Origin of the sequence: Klebsiella electrica (genome assembly GCF_006711645.1) — a bacterium.
Taxonomy (GTDB): Bacteria; Pseudomonadota; Gammaproteobacteria; order Enterobacterales; family Enterobacteriaceae; genus Klebsiella; species Klebsiella electrica.
This window is the reverse complement of record NZ_CP041247.1, coordinates 4,030,926-4,048,171: the sequence shown is the minus strand read 5'-3', so window position 1 is coordinate 4,048,171 and position 17,246 is coordinate 4,030,926. Positions and strand designations below refer to the sequence as shown.

The following is a 17,246-nucleotide window of genomic DNA, read 5'->3' as shown; positions in this document are numbered from 1 at the left end:
TTTGCCGCGACGATTTATACACTCAGGATTTAACTGCTTGCGATTATTTGCTCAACTTAGCTGGTACTTCCGCCGGGAGTGGCGCCGTTATCTCGGTGCTATTGCCCTGCTGGCCATTATCGCCGTTTTACAGCTGATTCCGCCAAAGGTGGTGGGGATCGTGGTTGATGGCGTCACCAGACAACATTACACCGCAGAGAAGGTGTGGATGTGGATCGGCGCGTTAGTCCTGATCGCGGTGATGGTCTATCTGCTGCGCTACGTCTGGCGCGTGCTGCTTTTTGGCGCCTCTTATCAGCTGGCCGTGGAGCTGCGGGAGGACTTTTATCGTCAGCTCAGCCGTCAGCATCCGGCCTTTTACCTGCGCCACCGCACCGGCGACCTGATCGCCCGCGCCACCAACGATGTTGATCGGGTGGTGTTTGCTGCGGGGGAAGGGGTGCTGACGCTGGTGGACTCGCTGGTGATGGGCTGTGCGGTATTGATCGTGATGTCGACGCAAATCAGCTGGCAGCTCACTCTGCTGGCGCTGTTGCCGATGCCGGTGATGGCCCTGGTTATCAAGCGTAACGGCGATGCGCTCCATGAACGTTTCCGCGTCGCGCAGGCGGCATTCTCCAGCCTCAACGATCGCACCCAGGAGAGCCTGACCAGTATCCGCATGATTAAGGCCTTTGGCCTGGAGGACCGGCAATCGGCGCAGTTTGCTGCCGATGCGGCGGATACCGGCAGAAAGAACATGCGCGTGGCGCGGATTGATGCGCGCTTTGACCCGACTATCTATATCGCGATTGGCACGGCTAACCTGCTGGCAATCGGCGGAGGGAGCTGGATGGTGCTGCAGGGCAGTATGACCCTCGGCCAGTTGACCAGCTTTGTGATGTATCTCGGTTTGATGATTTGGCCGATGCTGGCGCTGGCATGGATGTTTAACATCGTGGAACGCGGCAGCGCGGCCTACAGTCGGATCCGCACGATGCTCGAAGAAGCGCCGACCGTCAACGATGGTCATGAGCTGGCCCCGGAAGGGCGCGGGGCGCTGAGCGTCGCCGTACGCGAATTTATCTATCCGCAGGCGAATAAGACCTCGCTGGAGAAGGTCAACTTTGTGCTCCAGCCTGGGCAAATGCTGGGTATTTGCGGGCCAACCGGCGCAGGGAAAAGTACGATCCTGGCGCTGATCCAGCGCCACTTTGACGTCACGCAAGGGGATATTCGCTTCCATGATATTCCGCTGACGCGGCTGCAGCTCGATAGCTGGCGCGCCCGTCTGGCGGTGGTGAACCAGACGCCGTTCCTGTTTTCCGACACCGTCGCCAACAACATCGCGCTTGGCAGGCCCGATGCGACGCCGGAGCAAATTGAGCATGTTGCGCGGCTGGCCAGCGTGCACGACGATATTCTGCGCCTGCCTCAGGGCTATGAAACGGAAGTCGGCGAACGCGGCGTGATGCTGTCCGGCGGACAAAAACAGCGCATTTCCATCGCTCGCGCGCTGCTGCTGGAGGCGGAGATTCTGATTCTTGACGATGCGCTGTCGGCGGTGGATGGCCGGACCGAGCATCAGATATTGCATAACCTGCGGCAATGGGGAGAGGGGCGAACGGTTATTATCAGCGCCCATCGCCTGTCGGCACTGACTGAAGCCAGCGAGATTCTGGTGATGCAGCATGGGCATATTGTCCAGCGCGGTCGCCACGACGGACTGGCGGCGCAACCCGGCTGGTATCGCGACATGTATCGCTATCAACAGCTGGAAGCGGCGCTGGACGATGCGCCGCAGGATCACGAGGAGGCCGCTGATGCGTAGTTTTTCCGAGCTCTGGCCGACTTTAAAACGTCTGCTGGCCTACGGTTCTCCGTGGCGTAAGCCGCTGATTATTGCGGTGGTGATGATGTGGATTGCCGCGGCCGCCGAGGTCAGTGGCCCGCTGCTGATCAGCTACTTTATCGACAATATGGTGGCGAAGAACGCCGTGCCGCTGAAGCTGGTCTGCGGTCTGGCCGTGGCCTATCTCGGCTTACAGATCCTCGCGGCGACCCTGCACTATAACCAGTCGCTGCTGTTTAATCGCGCCGCCGTTGGCGTGGTGCAGCAGCTACGCAGTGATGTGATGGATGCGGCGCTGCGCCAGCCGCTGAGTGAATTTGATACCCAGCCGGTCGGGCAGCTGATCTCCCGCGTCACCAACGACACGGAAGTGATCCGCGATCTGTACGTCACGGTGGTGGCGACGGTGCTGCGTAGCGCGGCGCTGATTGGCGCCATGCTGGTGGCGATGTTCAGCCTTGACTGGCGCATGGCGCTGGTGGCGCTGACTATTTTCCCGGCGGTGTTGATTGTGATGATGATTTATCAACGCTACAGCACGCCGATCGTGCGCCGGGTGCGTGCCTGGCTGGCGGATATCAACGACGGCTTTAATGAAGTCATCAATGGTATGGGGGTTATCCAGCAGTTCCGCCAGCAGGCGCGCTTCGGCGAGCGGATGCGCGAAGCCAGCTATGCGCACTATCTGGCGCGGATGCAAACGCTGCGCCTCGATGGTTTCCTGTTGCGCCCGCTGCTGAGCCTGTTCTCAACGCTGGTACTCTGCGGGTTGCTGATGCTGTTCGGATTCAGCTCGGCTGGCACGATTGAAGTCGGGGTGCTGTACGCCTTTATCAGCTATCTTGGGCGTCTGAATGAGCCGCTGATTGAGCTGACGACCCAGCAATCGATGCTTCAGCAGGCGGTGGTCGCCGGCGAGCGCGTCTTCGAATTGATGGATCGCCCGCGTCAGGAGTGGGGGCAGGATAGCGCGCCGCTGCGCAGCGGCACGGTGTCGATTGAGAACCTCTCTTTTGCTTATCGCGGCGATCGCCTGGTGCTGCAGGATATCAACCTGGAGATTCCGTCCCGTGGTTTTGTGGCGCTGGTCGGCCATACCGGCAGCGGCAAAAGCACGCTTGCCAGCCTGATGATGGGCTACTACCCGCTGAGCAAAGGGGAAATTCGTATTGACGGTCGTCCGCTCTCCTCGTTGAGCCACAGCGCGTTGCGCCAGGGCGTCGCTATGGTGCAGCAGGATCCGGTGGTGCTGGCGGATACCTTTTATGCCAACGTCACGCTCGGTCGCGATATCAGCGAGGCGCAGGTCTGGGAAGCGCTGGAGTCGGTGCAACTGGCGGAACTGGCGCGCGGGATGAGCGAGGGGATTTACACGCAGCTGGGCGAGCAGGGGAATAATCTCTCGGTGGGTCAGAAGCAGCTGCTGGCGCTGGCGCGGGTGCTGGTGGATACCCCGCAGATTCTGATTCTCGATGAAGCGACGGCGAATATTGACTCCGGCACCGAACAGGCGATTCAGCAAGCGCTGGCCAAAGTTCGCCAGCACACCACGCTGGTAGTGATTGCGCATCGCCTGTCGACGATTGTTGAGGCTGACACCATTCTGGTGCTCCACCGTGGGCAGGCCGTCGAGCGCGGCAATCATCAGCAGTTGCTGGCAGCCAAAGGGCGCTACTGGCAAATGTATCAGCTGCAGCTGGCTGGTGAAGAGCTGGCCGCCAGCGCGCAGGAAGAGTCGCTGATTGCCTGATGCACTATAAGCAGGCAGTGGTGCTGGCGTGGTTTAGCATGGTGCAAAAATGTAACGCTATGTGCACTGTAATGGTGCGTTTTTGGCTGTGACCGGTGCTTTTCCGCCTTCTTCTTATGCCGTTCTTCTGTTTTCTGCCTTAAAAGGGCCGCTATGCGGCCCTTTTTCATTTCTGGCATAGCCCTTGCTTTATTCCCTGCGTGTTAGCTGCTGCCATTACGAATTCAGAGCGGAGGGGACTTATGAAGCTGGTTACCGTGGTAATCAAACCATTCAAACTGGAAGATGTGCGTGAAGCGTTATCTTCCATCGGCATTCAGGGCCTGACGGTCACTGAGGTAAAAGGGTTTGGCCGTCAGAAAGGCCACGCCGAGCTGTACCGTGGTGCCGAATATAGCGTCAATTTTCTGCCAAAGGTGAAGATTGATGTCGCGATTGCCGACGATCAGCTTGATGAGGTCGTTGATGTGATTAGTAAAGCGGCCTACACCGGAAAAATTGGCGATGGCAAAATTTTTGTCGCCGAGTTGCAACGCGTTATTCGCATCCGCACCGGCGAAGCCGACGAAGCGGCACTGTAACGTCCAGACCACACAGTGATGGGGATCGAGAAAATGAAAATAGCAACAATGAAAACAGGTCTGGGTGCGCTGGCACTGCTTCCGGGGCTGGCGATGGCCGCACCGGCAGTGGCAGATAAAGCCGACAACGCCTTTATGATGATTTGCACCGCGCTGGTGCTGTTTATGACCATTCCGGGCATTGCGCTGTTCTATGGCGGCCTGATTCGCGGTAAAAACGTGCTCTCTATGCTGACCCAGGTCATCGTCACCTTTGGGTTGGTATGCGTGCTGTGGGTCGTTTATGGCTACACGCTGGCATTTGGTACCGGCGGCAGCTTCTTCGGCAGCTTCGACTGGGTATTATTGAAAAACATTGAGCTGAAAGCGCTGATGGGGACCTTCTATCAGTACATCCACGTCGCTTTCCAGGGCTCCTTCGCCTGTATCACCGTTGGCCTGATCGTGGGCGCACTGGCTGAACGTATTCGCTTCTCCGCGGTGCTGATTTTCGTCGTCGTCTGGATGACCCTCTCCTATGTGCCGATTGCGCACATGGTATGGGGCGGTGGTCTGCTGGCGACGCACGGCGCGCTGGATTTCGCCGGTGGTACTGTGGTGCATATCAACGCCGCCGTTGCCGGTCTGGTGGGCGCCTATATGATGGGCAAACGCGTTGGCTTTGGCAAAGAAGCGTTCAAACCGCATAACCTGCCGATGGTCTTCACCGGTACGGCAATCCTGTATGTTGGCTGGTTTGGCTTTAACGCCGGTTCGGCGAGTGCGGCGAACGAAATTGCCGCGCTGGCTTTCGTCAACACCGTTGTGGCGACCGCTGCGGCCATTCTGGCCTGGACCTTCGGCGAATGGGCGACCCGCGGTAAACCTTCTCTGTTAGGTGCCTGTTCCGGTGCGATTGCCGGTCTGGTTGGTGTCACTCCGGCATGTGGTTACATCGGCGTAGGCGGCTCACTGATTGTGGGTATCGCTTCCGGCCTGGCGGGTCTGTGGGGCGTAACGGTTCTGAAACGCTGGTTGCGTGTTGATGACCCGTGCGATGTGTTCGGCGTACACGGTGTCTGCGGGATCGTGGGCTGTATCCTGACCGGTATCTTTGCCGCAACCTCTCTGGGCGGCGTCGGCTACGCGGAAGGCGTGACCATGGGCCATCAGCTGCTGGTACAGCTGGAAAGTATCGGCATCACTATCGTCTGGTCCGGTATTGTCGCCTTCATCGGTTATAAAGTGGCGGATATGACCGTAGGTCTGCGTGTTCCGGAAGAGCAGGAGCGCGAAGGTCTGGACGTCAACAGCCACGGCGAAAATGCCTACAACGCCTGATAAATTGAGTTGTCTCCAGTAGCAGCAAAGCCTCCCGACGGGAGGCTTTTTTCGTCATGGGGGAGCGTATCGGGAATGGCCCGTCACGGATGACGCCTTATGCGTGACGGTTGCGCATGACCCCTTCCTGCACCGTTGATGCCACAAGCGTGCCATCCTGAGTATAAAACTCACCGCGAACAAAGCCCCGGGCGCTGGAGGCGGAAGTGCTCTCAACGCTGTACAGCAGCCAGTCGTTAATGTTGAACGGGCGATGGAACCACATTGAGTGGTCGATCGTCGCTACCTGCATCCCCGGTTCCAGGAACCCGACGCCGTGCGGCTGGAGCGCCACCGGCAGGAAATTGAAATCGGAAGCGTAGCCCAGCAGGTACTGATGGATGCGAATATCCTCCGGCACCGCGCCGTTGGCGCGGATCCACACCTGACGGGTCGGTTCAGCAACGTGGCCTTTCAGCGGGTTGTGAAACTCCACCGGGCGGATTTCCAGCGGTTTGTCGCTGAGGAACTTATCTTTGGCCTGCGGCGGCAGCAGGTGCGCCAGCTTACGCGCGATGTCGGTTTCGGAAGGCAGACCATTCGGCGCAGGGGCGTCCGGCATCAATTTCTGATGCTCATAGCCGGGCTCCGGGGCCTGGAAAGAGGCGGTCATATAAAAAATAGGTTTCCCGTTTTGAATGGCCGCGACCCGACGGGCGCTGAAGCTGTTGCCATCGCGCAGCACTTCGACGTCATAAATAATCGGTTTCTGGCTGTCGCCTGGGCGCAGGAAATAGCTGTGGAATGAGTGGATAAGACGCTCGGCAGGCACGGTTTCTTTCGCCGCGTACAGCGCCTGACCGACGACCTGGCCGCCAAAAACCTGACGTAAGCCCAGATCTTCACTCTGCCCGCGGAATAACCCTTCTTCAATTTTTTCCAGATTCAATAATGCCAGCAGATTGGTTAGTGCCTGACTCATATTTACCCTCAATCAATGATAACTGCGTTGCGCAGTACGTGTCGCGCAGTGCGTATTGAGGCCAAGTATAACCTGGAATCGCAAGTGGTCCGATGGGTGTAATAATCTGAATAAAGTGGCGTTTGCAGGAAGAGAACTGAGATCTGTGCCACACTTATGCACGATGCCAATGTTACTGCTCGCCAGTAGGCAGGACATACTCCTGCATGTAAAGGGATGAAAAGGAGAACATAATGAAATTTGCCTATATGTTAAGTGCTTTAGCCGTTGCAACCGCTTTGACCGCTTGCGCGAATAATCACGGCGCAAACACGGCCAGCCATGCGGCTGCCCCCGATCCTTATGGCATTGCCTCACTGACCTCATCGCAGCAACAGCCTAATGTTTCAGGGACTATTTCCATCCGGCAGAAAGTCGCCCTACCGCCGGATGCGGTACTCACCGTGACCTTGTCGGATGCGTCGTTAGCCGATGCGCCGTCGCGTGTGCTGGCGCAGAAAACGGTTCGTACCGAAGGTAAACAGCCGCCGTATGACTTCGTCCTGCCGTATAACCAGGCGGACATTAAGCCTGACGCGCGAATTTTGCTGAGTTCGGCTATCACGGTTGGCGGCAGGCTGATGTTTATCACCGATACCGTGCAGACGGTGGTGAATGGCGGAGGGAACCGTGCCGACCTGGTTCTGGTGCCGGTGCAGCAGATGGCCGTACCGGTCGCCAGCAGCGATACCCCCGCCGCGCAGTAAACCATCTATGCCCCTTGCCTGGGGCATTTTTTTGCCTTCAGTAAATCCAGCGATAGTGCTGCAGATCGATGTGGCCGCCGCCGGATACCTGCACGCCTTCAGCCAGCAGCGCCTGGCGCTGACGCTGCAGATCCGGGCCGGTAAGGGAAATGTCGCCGTGACGGTTGACCACCCGGTGCCAGGGAAGCGTGGAACCTTCGGGCAGGCGCTTGAGGACCCCGCCAACCTGGCGCGCCGCGCGGGGGGATCCCGCCAGTCGCGCTATATCGCCATAGGTGGCGACGTAACCTTCTGGAATGGAGGCCACAATTTGCCAGACCCGCCGGGGAAAAGTGTCGTGAGAATCCATCGTGCGTCCTGTAAACCGGGAAAGGCTCAGAATAAGCGCTGACTGCGTACCTGTACAGCGCGGGGCTATACGGGTTTGACGATAGTGAAATCGAGCGCGAGGCCAAGAATCTGCATCCCATGCACGTTGTCGTGCGGGCTGATGGCCAGCAAACTTTCTAAAAATTTCAGCCGTCGGGAGCCGGCGTTGATAATCAGCTTTGCCCGCAGGGAAGGCAGTTGCTGCGAGGAGATCGGGTAGATGATGCGGCCGCTGACTTCGATGGGCAGTTTGCGCAAATCAATACGCCGCAGGACGCCGACCGTGGAATAGAGCACGGCAACCGGGGTAACCGCCAGCAGAGTACCGCTGCTGACGCTGACGAAATCCAGCATCAATTCCGGGCGCAGGAAATTCAGCCCTTGAAAGGAGAGGGTGACGCCGTCGATCTCTGGCATGGCGAGGGTCGTGGTTAAACGGGGAGCTTCACTCATTCCATTACCCTTGAGGTCAGAGATTGATTAAAAAGAGTACGGCGATATGGCGTGAAGTATGGATGGCGACAGGAAAATGTGCTGCGATAGCGCTCGCAATCCCTTAATTTAGTCCGCAAGACGCGTATCGAAACGGAAAATTGTGTCCGGGCATCGCCGCCGTGCCGCCCGCGGCGGCGGCAGAAATAGCGGGTCGACAGCCTGTGGCAGGCCCCTTTGGGGTGATAGCGCAAGCTTTCTGCACGCGGTTGCACAATAAACCAGCATCTGGTTGGGGGTTGCTTGCAATTAGCCGGTCCAGTAGGGATAATGCGCCTGCGCGTTGGATAACGACGCTCTCAATGGGGGCTCTGTTGGTTCTCCCGCAACGCTACTCTGTTTACCAGGTCAGATCCGGAAGGAAGCAGCCAGAGCAGACGACGTGTGTGCCGGGATGTAGCTGGCAGGGCCCCCACCCAATTCTGGGGATCCTTGTTTTTTTCTTTCTTTTTTCATCTGTTCCCGTGTTCCCGCACTCAGCAAAAAACCACCTTGCGCATTTTGCATGTCGGAGCGTTTTGCCGGATTATTGTACTCCCGAATCGTGCCAGCAAGATAAATAGCGGAGAATTTGCGCGGTTCGTGCCTGTCAGTGTCGTCTCTAAAAATACCCTTTGTTTATGCCTTAAAACTATTTGTCATAAATTTGAAATGATACTGAAATATCAGTGTCATCTTCATGTCATATATAACTGGCAGATTATCTGTAGGCATTTATTGTCTGGCTATCAGTTGAAAAATATATGACTGGATCAGTTTGTTAACTTCGTGTATTAATTATGATAAATTTATTGCACGGGAAGCATGACGATGACTACAGTAGTTTTGAACGTAAAAATTGATGCAGAGTTAAAAGAAAAGCTGCGTCATTATGCGGAAGTAAATGACGAGAATCTGGGTACTGCAACGGAGAAACTGCTGCTGCTGGCCTTCCAGATAGCAGATTCAGCAGGTGAGGCGGGGGTTTCGGAAGAGGATATTGATAGTCAGCATACCGAAGAAGAAGCTTCTCCATTAACCCCTAAAGAAATCAAAGCATTAAGAAAAATTCTGAAGAAGAAAAAATGAAACAACAACTCTCTACAGCCAGCAACTATAGCGAAGCCTGCGATCTGTTACGTTCAGGGTATGTTAAGCATGTTCGCCTCAACTGGAATATCGGTAGTGATGAGTTCTTTCGCATTGCCTCCGACTGGTGTGAAACCGGGGCGAAAATTAAAAAAGATGAAGATGGTTTTATTATCTCATTAAAAAGCTTTCCCATCCCCCGCCAGCATTAATGAAATTTTTCATTGATGTCATCAGGCTGACATATAGCAATGACATCATGAAGCGCAATTTATAAAAAACATCTCATATGCGTCATGGATGATGATTTTTGACGGGCTGAATCCAGCCCGTCGATATTTTATTATATTATTTTACGCATTCTCGTATTTTCATTCTGTTGCGCCAGACCTGCCCAGATGGGCTGCAGGGTGGTAAATGCGCTGCGCAACGGCTCATCGTCCAGGGTGAAAGGTAAACGCAAATAGCGGTCAAAGGCGCCAGCCAGGCCGAAGCGCGTTCCGGTACCAATATGGATCCCAAGACTTTCTGCTCTTGCCGAGAAGATGGTCGCCAGCATGTCCGGTAATTCCACCCAAAAAGAGAGTCCGCCTGCCGGCGATGTGAAGCGCCAGTGGGGGAAGTATTCCGTCATGAGCGCGCCGCACATATCGCGGCGTGCGGCCAGCATGGCTCTACGCGCCGGGAGCCAGGCCCGATCATTTTCGAGCAACCAGCTGCAGGCCAGTTGTTCGAGAAGCGGCGTGCCCAGATCGAGTGAATCCCGGGCCTGAACTAACGAGGCGATGGTGCGTGCGGAAGCGCGGATCCAGCCGATACGTAATCCCCCCCAGAAACTTTTTCCGGCCGAGCCAATCGTGATAACCGGCGCCTCGGCGTTGAAGGTCGCCAGCGGCGGAGGCGGCGGGGCGTTGTACCATAAATCCACCATTGTCTCGTCGACCACCAGCGTCGTACGCGTTTGCGCCGCTATATCGGCTACCCGCTGGCGGGTGGCGCTATCCATACAACGGCCGGTAGGGTTGTGAAAATCAGGCATCAGCCATGCCAGCCGTGGTGCGGTTTGCGCAATGGTTGCCGCCAGTCCGTCGCAGTCCCAGCCATGTTGCGGCAGGGCGACGCTGACCGGCCTGCAGGAGGCGCCCTGAATGGCGCTGATCGCCATGGGATAAGTCGGCGCATCGATCACCACGCGATCGCCAGGCCCGGTGAGCAGACGAAGCACCAGCGAAAAGGCGTTCAGCGCGCCGTTCACAATCATCACTTCATCGCCGCGGGTTGGAAGACCTCGTTCGCAGTAGCGGCGGGCTATCGCCTCCCGCAAAACCGGTAGCCCGTGCTGGTCGTAACCGGTATTGGACAGATGCTGCGGCAGCATCGTCAGGGCCTGATGATAGGCCTGGTGAATCTCCGGTCCGGCGCTCAGGGCGGCGGTGGCCAGATTGACCGATGATGGATGGAGGGTCTCTTTTGTCGCCGTGTCTGCACGTTCCGGCAGCGCGATACGCGAACCGCTGCCCTGGCGGCTGTAAAGATAACCCTCTTCACGCAGCTGGCCGAGCGCGCTGGCGATCGTGGTGCGGCTGACGTTCAGGGCCGCAGCCAGCTCCCGTTCGCCCGGGAGCCGCGTCTCCAGCGTCAGGCGACCATCGAGAATCAGCAGACGCAGGGCGTCCGCCAGCTGGCGCCAGAGCGGCGTTCGGGTCGAAGACTCTTGCCAGTGGCCCAGCAGGCGTACCAGCGATTGGGTACCGAAGCGACGAGAAACCATAGCGATCCACTTTTAAAAAACTGGCCATTAATTATCAATCCATTTTTGCTGATGATGGCGAGGTCCGCAATCATCCAGAGGTAAAAAATGTTACGTCGATTAGTGCAGCTCTATATCGGTCTTGTTCTGTACGGCGTGTCGACCGCGTTGTTTGTTCATGCCAATCTGGGTGCCGATCCGTGGGATGTTTTTCATCTCGGCGTCGGTAAGCAGTTTGGCCTCGACTTTGGCACGGTGATCATTCTGACCGGGGCGGCGGTGCTGCTGCTGTGGATCCCGATGCGTCAAATGCCGGGACTGGGAACGGTCAGCAATGTGATCGTACTGGGGCTGGCGGCAAACGCGACGCTGGCGGTCCTGCCGCCGATGGAGTTGCTGGTGTGGCGCAGCCTGATGCTGATCGGCGCTATCGTGCTCAATGCTCTGGCGACGGGAATGTATATTGGCGCCGGTTTTGGCCCCGGGCCGCGCGATGGACTGATGACCGGCTTGCATGCCCGTACCGGGTGGTCTTTGCGGGGTATCCGCACCGTCATTGAGCTATCGGTGCTGGCGATCGGCTGGGCGCTGGGTGGGACCTTTGGCGTCGGAACCGTGCTTTATGCGCTGACGATCGGGCCGCTTATTCAGCTGTGCTTACCCTGGTTTCGCCAGCCGGTGGTGCGCAAAACGGCTACCGCGACCGGTGAGGTGGTCTCCTGATTTTATCCCGTTACAAGGGATGAGGGCTAAACTTAGCCTTACAGATGCGGCCGGGTTTTCCGGTCGCGCTGTTCACTTCGGAGATCAGACTCATGAAGTACGTTGATGGTTTTGTCGTTGCCGTGCCCGCGAAAAATAAGGAGGCCTATCGCGAGCTGGCAGCAAAGGCCGCACCGCTGTTTAAAGAGTTTGGCGCGCTACGGGTGGTGGAGTGCTGGGCGGACGATGTGCCGGACGGTAAGCTCACCGATTTTCGCATGGCGGTGAAAGCCGGGAGCGACGAAGAGGTCGTGTTCAGCTGGATAGAATATCCGTCAAAAGAGGTGCGCGACGTGGCGAATGCCACCATGATGGCCGACCCAAGGATGAAGGCGTTAGGCGATAGCATGCCGTTTGATGGCCAACGAATGATTTTCGGCGGCTTCCTGCCGTTACTGGATGAATAAGCTTTGCCGCCGTCCCTTTCCTGTTGAAGGGGACGGCAGTGGCGTGGTCAGGATACTTTGGTAAACAGATGGCTATAATCGCGCACGTCGCCGTCGGTACGAAACAGACCGCCGCCGCTGTAATGCAGGGTCTGTGGCCAGACGGGCTGCGGTTTAACCTTTGCCGCCACCACCTCAAAAATAAAGAAGTTATAGCTCTCCACCAGCGCATCGTCGAAGAGCCGGCATTCAAAGCTGGCGTGGCACTCGGCAATCGACGGCGCGGCCACCCGTTCGCTGCCTTCCGCGGTAAGCCGGAAGGCAGCGAATTTGTCCACCGTGTCGCCGTCACAGTTACCGATTCTGGCGACCGTCTCCGCCATGGCGGCATCAGGCAGATTGATAACGCACTCCCCGCTGCGGCGGATCATGTCGAAACTGATATTGCCGGCGGAAATCATGCACCCGACCAGCGAGGGGGAAAACTCCAGCACCGTATACCAGCCAAGGGTCATGATATTATTCCGATCCTGCCAGCGACTGCTGATTAAGACCACGGCACCGGGTTCCAGCCAGTGGCGCACATCGTGTAAAGGCCAGGGATGTTTTTGCATCAGGGAACTCTCCCTTTTATGGAGTTACCTTAAGCGTAGCTCAATGCGCTCTCAGGTTATTTTCCGCCCACAGCATAAACTGCGTTTTCGGCAACGCCGGGCTGTACAGCCAGCCCTGGGCATAGAGCACATCGTGGCGACACAGCCAGTCGCGCTGTTCCTGAGTTTCGACGCCTTCGGCAATGGTGGCCAGATGGAGCGCTTTTGCCATTTTGATGATATGCGGCGTCAGCGGCTTATATTCGAGGGTATCGACGAAGGATTTGTCTATTTTCAGGATATCGACATCCAGTTTTTGCAGGTAGCTAAGGCTGGAATAACCGGTCCCGAAATCATCGATTGAAATACTGTGCCCCATCTGGCGATAGCGGGCGATCACCGGCAGAGTGGTCTCGGGATCGATGAAACCGCGCTCCGTCAGCTCAAGCGTAATTTGCGCCGGCGCGATCTCCCACTGGCGAAGCCTATCGGCCAGAAGGGCTGGCAGGGCAGGCGAGCGCAGATCGTCGACCGACAAGTTAATTGAAATGTGGAGTTCCGGATGCGCGTGCAGCCACGGGCCGAGATCGGCGAAAATTTTCCGCACAATATCTTCGGTTAACTGGGTAATGAGCCCGGTTTGTTCGGCAAGCGGAATAAAAATATCCGGCGACAAAAAGCTGCCGTCGGGCTGCTGCCAGCGCGCCAGCGCTTCGGCGCCGACGATTTTGCCATCTTTGAGTGAGACGATGGGCTGGTAATGGACCTGAATCGCGTCAGAGTGCAGCGCATCCAGCATCCCATAGCGCGGCGAGCGTAAGGTACGCAGCAGTCGCAGGAGCAAAAATGAGGTCAGCAGACTGATAAACAGGCCGAGGGGCAGCCACAGCGCCAGCTGATGGCGGAATTTTTCCTGCAACGGGAGCGTGGATGACCAGGTGGCGATAGCCAGCCCCAGTTCAGGGATACGATGGAGGCGATAAACCCTGTTGTCGACGGTGAGCGTCTGGCCGGCCAGGTGATTGATTTGATTCCACACCACCGGGTCGAGAGGCTCACTGCTGGTAATCACCTGTTTGTCTTCGATGCCAAACAGAATCGCATGAATATTTTCCTGGCCCGGCGAAATGATATCGATAAATGAGGCAGGATCGATCATCACGACATGATGCTCACTGCCCAGCGCCGTCATTTTGCGCTGCAGACCGAGATCGTTGACCGACGTGAGCCACGCCCGGTAGCCGTCGGTGGTGACATGATCGGGGACAGGGAAGGAGACCGGGGTAGGGTGATCTTCGAGAGAAGAACATTGCGGCACCGAACCCTGGAGCCACAGCACCTCCTGCACATAGCGATGGGTATAGGCGATTCGGCGCATCGCGAGCAAATGCTGTGGGCTGCAGGCGGCTGCGCCGTGGGCATCGGCTTCCTGCAGCGCTTCTCTTGCCTGGCTTGCCACCTGCTGGATGCGCATCAGCACCCGGGAAGAGTAGTTATCCAGTTCGGAATAAAACAGTATTTTTGCCTGACTGGTCGCCAGCCAGATACTTAAGGCTATCGGCACGATGACGGCGAGTATCAATACCCCGGTAACCAGACTCACCAGATTGCTGGTCGTCATGCGTATATCCTGATGTTATTGGGGATTTGATGAGTATATCCGATGGCGGAAAAGGTCGCAGACGGGGGGCAATGATTATTATTTAAAAAATGCCCGAATCACGACATGGCGCGGATATCGGGCTAACAGTGGATGATCCGCAGCGGTCGAGGCACTGAGCGGTGCGGATTAAAACGAGGGTTAAAGCTGGCATGCCAATAGCTTGCGTTATCAGCATCCAGGTTCAGCTTATAGCGTCATCATGACAGCCAGATGTTTTTAATGGGCATCCGGCGCCGTAATATCGGTACTGATCCGCAGATCGTTTTCATCGAAGACCATACAGAAGCGGTCGTCAAAGGCGACGTCGATTTTCTGCCACGGGCGGAAGTGCACATCGCCAGGCAGCAGAATTTTAACGTTGTCATGCCCGTAGCACTGGCCGAACAGGTAGGTGTTGTTCCCCAGGCGTTCAACCACTTCACATTGAAACTCCACGACCGTACCGCTGCGCACATCGGTCGACAGATGTTCAGGGCGAATCCCCTGCGTCACCGCATCACCGGGTTGTAGCGGCGAGGTTGTGATATTCAGCGTCAGACTGTGTTGCTGCGCCATCTGCACGGTGAGCTGCCCCGGTTGCCAGGCGCTGACCGTGGCGGGCAGAAAGTTCATTTTCGGCGAGCCGATAAAACCGGCGACGAACCGGTTGACCGGGTTGTAGTACAGCGCCATCGGCGACCCCATCTGCTCGACTTTCCCGTAGTTCATCACCACGATTTTGTCGGCCAGGGTCATCGCTTCCACCTGATCGTGGGTGACATACACCATGGTGGTTTTCAGCTCATGATGCAGTTTGGCGATGTGCAGACGCATCTCGACGCGCAGCTCCGCATCGAGGTTTGAGAGCGGCTCATCAAACATAAACACCCGCGGGTTACGGACGATGGCGCGGCCGATAGCCACGCGCTGACGCTGGCCGCCGGAGAGCTGTTTCGGTTTGCGGTCCAGCAGATGGGTCAACTGCAGCGTTTTGGCCACCATTTCGACCTGACGACGAATTTCGTCCTTTGGCACTTTATTGACTTTCAGGCCATAGCCCATATTTTCCGCCACCGTCATGTGCGGATAGAGCGCATAGGACTGGAAAACCATAGCCACGCCGCGGTGGGCGGGCACCACATCATTCATCACCTCATCGCCGATCAGCACCTCGCCATCGCTGACCTCCTCAAGCCCGGCAATCATCCGCAGCAGAGTCGATTTCCCACAGCCGGATGGCCCGACAAAGACCGCAAATTCACCGTCTTCGATATCAAGATTGACCTGGTGCAGCGTCACGGTCGTACCAAACCGTTTGGTGACATTCCTCAGTCGTATATTGGACATCAACATTCCCCGGGGTTAGTAAGCGTTATTTGCCGTTGGGATTAGGGTTGCAGCGGTTTTTTGTACTACGTGTAACAACCTGGCTGAACAATGCTCAACAGCACTGAAATCATGGGATGACTATAACTTCCAGTATTTTTGAGCCCTACATCGATGTTTCATTTCTGCAATCACGATCACACAACTGGTAGCTTCATGTAGTTTTATACGCCTTCAAAGCGTAGCGTATAACAAATAAGGAAAATCTGTATTTAGCGTTGTAAGTCGCCATTTATCAGTTGATTCACATTCAGTGATAAATGAAGTCATCAAATGAAAACCAATAAATTGTTATACCTTCACATGAGGTTGATAATGAAAAAGAACATCCTTGCTGCACTTATCCTCACGACTCTGGCTGCCGGGCAGCTTGTCAGCCTGCAGGCTCACGCCGCCGGCCAGCTGAACGTCTGGGAAGACATCAAAAAATCCGCCGGGATTAAAGCCGCGATCGGCGATTTTGAAAAACAGTATGACGTTAAGGTCAACGTGCAGGAGATGCCCTATGCCCAGCAGCTGGAAAAGCTGCGCCTTGATGGCCCGGCCGGTATTGGCCCGGATGTGCTGGTTATCCCCAATGATCAGCTCGGAGGGGCGGTAGTGCAGGGGCTGCTGTCGCCGCTGACGCTGGATCAGGCGAAGCAGGAGGTATTCACCCCGGCGTCAATCAATGCCTTCCGGATGGATAACGTGCTGTATGGCGTGCCGAAAGCGGTGGAAACCCTGGTGCTGATTTACAACAAAGACCTGATCGACAAACCGCTGGATAGCCTGCAGGCGTGGTTCGACTATTCGAAAGCGCAGCGGGCGCAGAACAAATATGGCCTGCTGGCGAAGTTCGATCAGATCTATTACAGCTGGGGGGCGATTGGCCCGATGGGCGGCTATATCTTCGGCAAAAACGAGAAGGGCGGTTTTAACCCGCAGGACGTCGGTTTGAATAAGCCCGGTGCGGTCGAAGCCGTCACCTTCCTGAAAAAATTCTATAGCGACAAGGTCTTCCCGGCGGGGATCCTCGGTGATAACGGGCTGAACGCCATCGATTCGCTATTCACGGAGAAAAAAGCGGCGGCGGTGATCAACGGTCCATGGGCGTTCCAGCCGTACGAAGCGGCGGGGATTAACTACGGCGTTGCGCCGCTGCCGACGCTGCCAGACGGCAAACCGATGAGCTCGTTCCTTGGCGTAAAAGGTTACGTGGTGTCGACCTGGAGTAAAGACAAAGCGCTGGCGCAGCAGTTTATTGCGTTTATCAACCAGCCGCAGTACGTGAAGGCTCGCTATGTGGCAACCGGCGAGATCCCGGCACTGAAAGCAATGATTGACGATCCGCTTATCAAAAATGACGAAAAAGCCAGCGCGGTGGCGGTGCAGTCCGCTCGCGCCACGGCGATGCCGGGGATCCCGGAAATGGGCGAAGTGTGGGGGCCGGCGAACGCGGCGCTGGAGCTCAGCCTGACCGGCAAACAGCCGCCGCAGGCGGCGCTCGATAATGCTGAGAAACAGATCAAGATGCAGATTGAGGCCATGCAGGCCAGCAACCAGTAATCGCGATGTCCGTCATTGTAAGGTGACAGGCGCGTTGGCCGCTGACCTGTTACCCGGATTA

The 17,246-nt window shown here is 56.6% G+C and carries 17 protein-coding genes and 1 other RNA gene; 11 read left to right on the top strand and 7 right to left on the bottom strand.

Annotated features, from left to right (window positions below; translation table 11 throughout):
• The first annotated feature begins 37 nt into the window (after positions 1-37).
• The 4 genes from Electrica_RS19375 to amtB all read left to right on the top strand — a co-directional run bounded on the left by Electrica_RS19375 (position 38) and on the right by amtB (position 5,482).
• Entirely contained in the window at positions 38-1,810 is a 1,773-nt protein-coding gene (locus Electrica_RS19375; protein WP_141965209.1) for a SmdA family multidrug ABC transporter permease/ATP-binding protein, read from the top strand.
• Positions 1,803-3,581 (top strand): SmdB family multidrug efflux ABC transporter permease/ATP-binding protein, encoded by a 1,779-nt coding sequence (locus Electrica_RS19370; protein WP_131047503.1) that lies wholly within the window; start codon positions 1,803-1,805, stop codon positions 3,579-3,581. Before Electrica_RS19375 ends, Electrica_RS19370 begins: the two co-directional genes overlap by 8 nt.
• A 242-nt stretch (positions 3,582-3,823) precedes the next feature.
• Entirely contained in the window at positions 3,824-4,162 is a 339-nt protein-coding gene (gene glnK, locus Electrica_RS19365; protein WP_004858743.1) for a P-II family nitrogen regulator, read from the top strand.
• A gap of 33 nt (positions 4,163-4,195) precedes the next feature.
• Positions 4,196-5,482, top strand: coding sequence for an ammonium transporter AmtB (amtB, locus tag Electrica_RS19360; protein WP_160702163.1), 1,287 nt, complete (start codon positions 4,196-4,198; stop codon positions 5,480-5,482).
• A gap of 97 nt (positions 5,483-5,579) precedes the next feature.
• On the opposite strand, the gene tesB is transcribed toward amtB, so the two are convergent.
• On the bottom strand, positions 5,580-6,443 hold the full coding sequence (gene tesB / locus Electrica_RS19355; RefSeq protein WP_131047504.1) for an acyl-CoA thioesterase II: 864 nt from the start codon (positions 6,441-6,443) through the stop codon (positions 5,580-5,582).
• Positions 6,444-6,676: 233 nt separating this feature from the next.
• Between tesB and Electrica_RS19350 the strand changes: the two genes are divergently transcribed.
• A complete protein-coding gene (locus tag Electrica_RS19350) occupies positions 6,677-7,189 on the top strand; it encodes a YbaY family lipoprotein (RefSeq protein WP_100683144.1) in 513 nt (170 codons plus the stop codon).
• Between the two features lie 37 nt (positions 7,190-7,226).
• Here Electrica_RS19350 and Electrica_RS19345 read toward each other — a convergent pair whose 3' ends face one another.
• Positions 7,227-7,538 (bottom strand): MGMT family protein, encoded by a 312-nt coding sequence (locus tag Electrica_RS19345; RefSeq protein WP_100683145.1) that lies wholly within the window; start codon positions 7,536-7,538, stop codon positions 7,227-7,229.
• A gap of 65 nt (positions 7,539-7,603) precedes the next feature.
• The gene (locus tag Electrica_RS19340; protein ID WP_100683146.1) at positions 7,604-8,011 is read right to left on the bottom strand and encodes a dTDP-glucose pyrophosphorylase; all 408 of its coding nucleotides are present in this window, start codon (positions 8,009-8,011) and stop codon (positions 7,604-7,606) included.
• 351 nt (positions 8,012-8,362) lie between these two features.
• On the opposite strand from Electrica_RS19340, the gene ffs reads away from it, so the two are divergent.
• The 3 genes from ffs to Electrica_RS19325 all read left to right on the top strand — a co-directional run bounded on the left by ffs (position 8,363) and on the right by Electrica_RS19325 (position 9,330).
• Positions 8,363-8,459: signal recognition particle sRNA small type (gene ffs / locus Electrica_RS19335), an RNA gene on the top strand.
• A 401-nt stretch (positions 8,460-8,860) separates the two neighbouring features.
• Entirely contained in the window at positions 8,861-9,118 is a 258-nt protein-coding gene (locus tag Electrica_RS19330) for a hypothetical protein (RefSeq protein ID WP_100683151.1), read from the top strand.
• A complete protein-coding gene (locus Electrica_RS19325) occupies positions 9,115-9,330 on the top strand; it encodes a hypothetical protein (RefSeq protein WP_100683152.1) in 216 nt (71 codons plus the stop codon). Before Electrica_RS19330 ends, Electrica_RS19325 begins: the two co-directional genes overlap by 4 nt.
• A 131-nt stretch (positions 9,331-9,461) precedes the next feature.
• Here Electrica_RS19325 and yczR read toward each other — a convergent pair whose 3' ends face one another.
• Positions 9,462-10,889, bottom strand: coding sequence for a MocR-like transcription factor YczR (gene yczR / locus Electrica_RS19320; protein WP_131047507.1), 1,428 nt, complete (start codon positions 10,887-10,889; stop codon positions 9,462-9,464).
• An 87-nt stretch (positions 10,890-10,976) separates the two neighbouring features.
• Between yczR and yczE the strand changes: the two genes are divergently transcribed.
• Together yczE and Electrica_RS19310 are read left to right on the top strand one after the other, a co-directional pair.
• Positions 10,977-11,591, top strand: coding sequence for a membrane protein YczE (yczE, locus tag Electrica_RS19315; protein ID WP_131047508.1), 615 nt, complete (start codon positions 10,977-10,979; stop codon positions 11,589-11,591).
• Positions 11,592-11,683: 92 nt separating this feature from the next.
• The gene (locus Electrica_RS19310) at positions 11,684-12,037 is read left to right on the top strand and encodes a DUF1428 domain-containing protein (RefSeq protein ID WP_141965208.1); all 354 of its coding nucleotides are present in this window, start codon (positions 11,684-11,686) and stop codon (positions 12,035-12,037) included.
• Positions 12,038-12,084: 47 nt separating this feature from the next.
• On the opposite strand, the gene Electrica_RS19305 is transcribed toward Electrica_RS19310, so the two are convergent.
• From Electrica_RS19305 to Electrica_RS19295, 3 genes are all read right to left on the bottom strand, one after another.
• Positions 12,085-12,630 carry a flavin reductase family protein gene (locus tag Electrica_RS19305; protein ID WP_141965207.1) on the bottom strand — a complete coding sequence of 182 codons (546 nt, stop codon included), beginning with the start codon at positions 12,628-12,630 and terminating at the stop codon, positions 12,085-12,087.
• A 40-nt stretch (positions 12,631-12,670) separates the two neighbouring features.
• Positions 12,671-14,230 (bottom strand): EAL domain-containing protein, encoded by a 1,560-nt coding sequence (locus Electrica_RS19300; RefSeq protein WP_141965206.1) that lies wholly within the window; start codon positions 14,228-14,230, stop codon positions 12,671-12,673.
• 258 nt (positions 14,231-14,488) lie between these two features.
• On the bottom strand, positions 14,489-15,598 hold the full coding sequence (locus Electrica_RS19295; protein WP_141965205.1) for an ABC transporter ATP-binding protein: 1,110 nt from the start codon (positions 15,596-15,598) through the stop codon (positions 14,489-14,491).
• Positions 15,599-15,952: 354 nt separating this feature from the next.
• On the opposite strand from Electrica_RS19295, the gene Electrica_RS19290 reads away from it, so the two are divergent.
• A complete protein-coding gene (locus Electrica_RS19290; protein ID WP_100683158.1) occupies positions 15,953-17,185 on the top strand; it encodes a maltodextrin ABC transporter substrate-binding protein in 1,233 nt (410 codons plus the stop codon).
• Positions 17,186-17,246 lie beyond the last annotated feature (61 nt).

Excerpts from the sequence above, each read along its gene's own strand:
- Electrica_RS19370 (WP_131047503.1), top strand. The coding sequence starts at position 1,803 with ATGCGTAGTTTTTCCGAGCTCTGGCCGACTTTAAAACGTCTGCTGGCC.
- glnK (WP_004858743.1), top strand. The coding sequence starts at position 3,824 with ATGAAGCTGGTTACCGTGGTAATCAAACCATTCAAACTGGAAGATGTG.
- amtB (WP_160702163.1), top strand. The coding sequence starts at position 4,196 with ATGAAAATAGCAACAATGAAAACAGGTCTGGGTGCGCTGGCACTGCTT.
- tesB (WP_131047504.1), bottom strand. The coding sequence starts at position 6,443 with ATGAGTCAGGCACTAACCAATCTGCTGGCATTATTGAATCTGGAAAAA.
- Electrica_RS19350 (WP_100683144.1), top strand. The coding sequence starts at position 6,677 with ATGAAATTTGCCTATATGTTAAGTGCTTTAGCCGTTGCAACCGCTTTG.
- Electrica_RS19345 (WP_100683145.1), bottom strand. The coding sequence starts at position 7,538 with ATGGATTCTCACGACACTTTTCCCCGGCGGGTCTGGCAAATTGTGGCC.
- Electrica_RS19340 (WP_100683146.1), bottom strand. The coding sequence starts at position 8,011 with ATGAGTGAAGCTCCCCGTTTAACCACGACCCTCGCCATGCCAGAGATC.
- Electrica_RS19330 (WP_100683151.1), top strand. The coding sequence starts at position 8,861 with ATGACTACAGTAGTTTTGAACGTAAAAATTGATGCAGAGTTAAAAGAA.
- Electrica_RS19325 (WP_100683152.1), top strand. The coding sequence starts at position 9,115 with ATGAAACAACAACTCTCTACAGCCAGCAACTATAGCGAAGCCTGCGAT.
- yczR (WP_131047507.1), bottom strand. The coding sequence starts at position 10,889 with ATGGTTTCTCGTCGCTTCGGTACCCAATCGCTGGTACGCCTGCTGGGC.
- yczE (WP_131047508.1), top strand. The coding sequence starts at position 10,977 with ATGTTACGTCGATTAGTGCAGCTCTATATCGGTCTTGTTCTGTACGGC.
- Electrica_RS19310 (WP_141965208.1), top strand. The coding sequence starts at position 11,684 with ATGAAGTACGTTGATGGTTTTGTCGTTGCCGTGCCCGCGAAAAATAAG.
- Electrica_RS19305 (WP_141965207.1), bottom strand. The coding sequence starts at position 12,630 with ATGCAAAAACATCCCTGGCCTTTACACGATGTGCGCCACTGGCTGGAA.
- Electrica_RS19300 (WP_141965206.1), bottom strand. The coding sequence starts at position 14,230 with ATGACGACCAGCAATCTGGTGAGTCTGGTTACCGGGGTATTGATACTC.
- Electrica_RS19295 (WP_141965205.1), bottom strand. The coding sequence starts at position 15,598 with ATGTCCAATATACGACTGAGGAATGTCACCAAACGGTTTGGTACGACC.
- Electrica_RS19290 (WP_100683158.1), top strand. The coding sequence starts at position 15,953 with ATGAAAAAGAACATCCTTGCTGCACTTATCCTCACGACTCTGGCTGCC.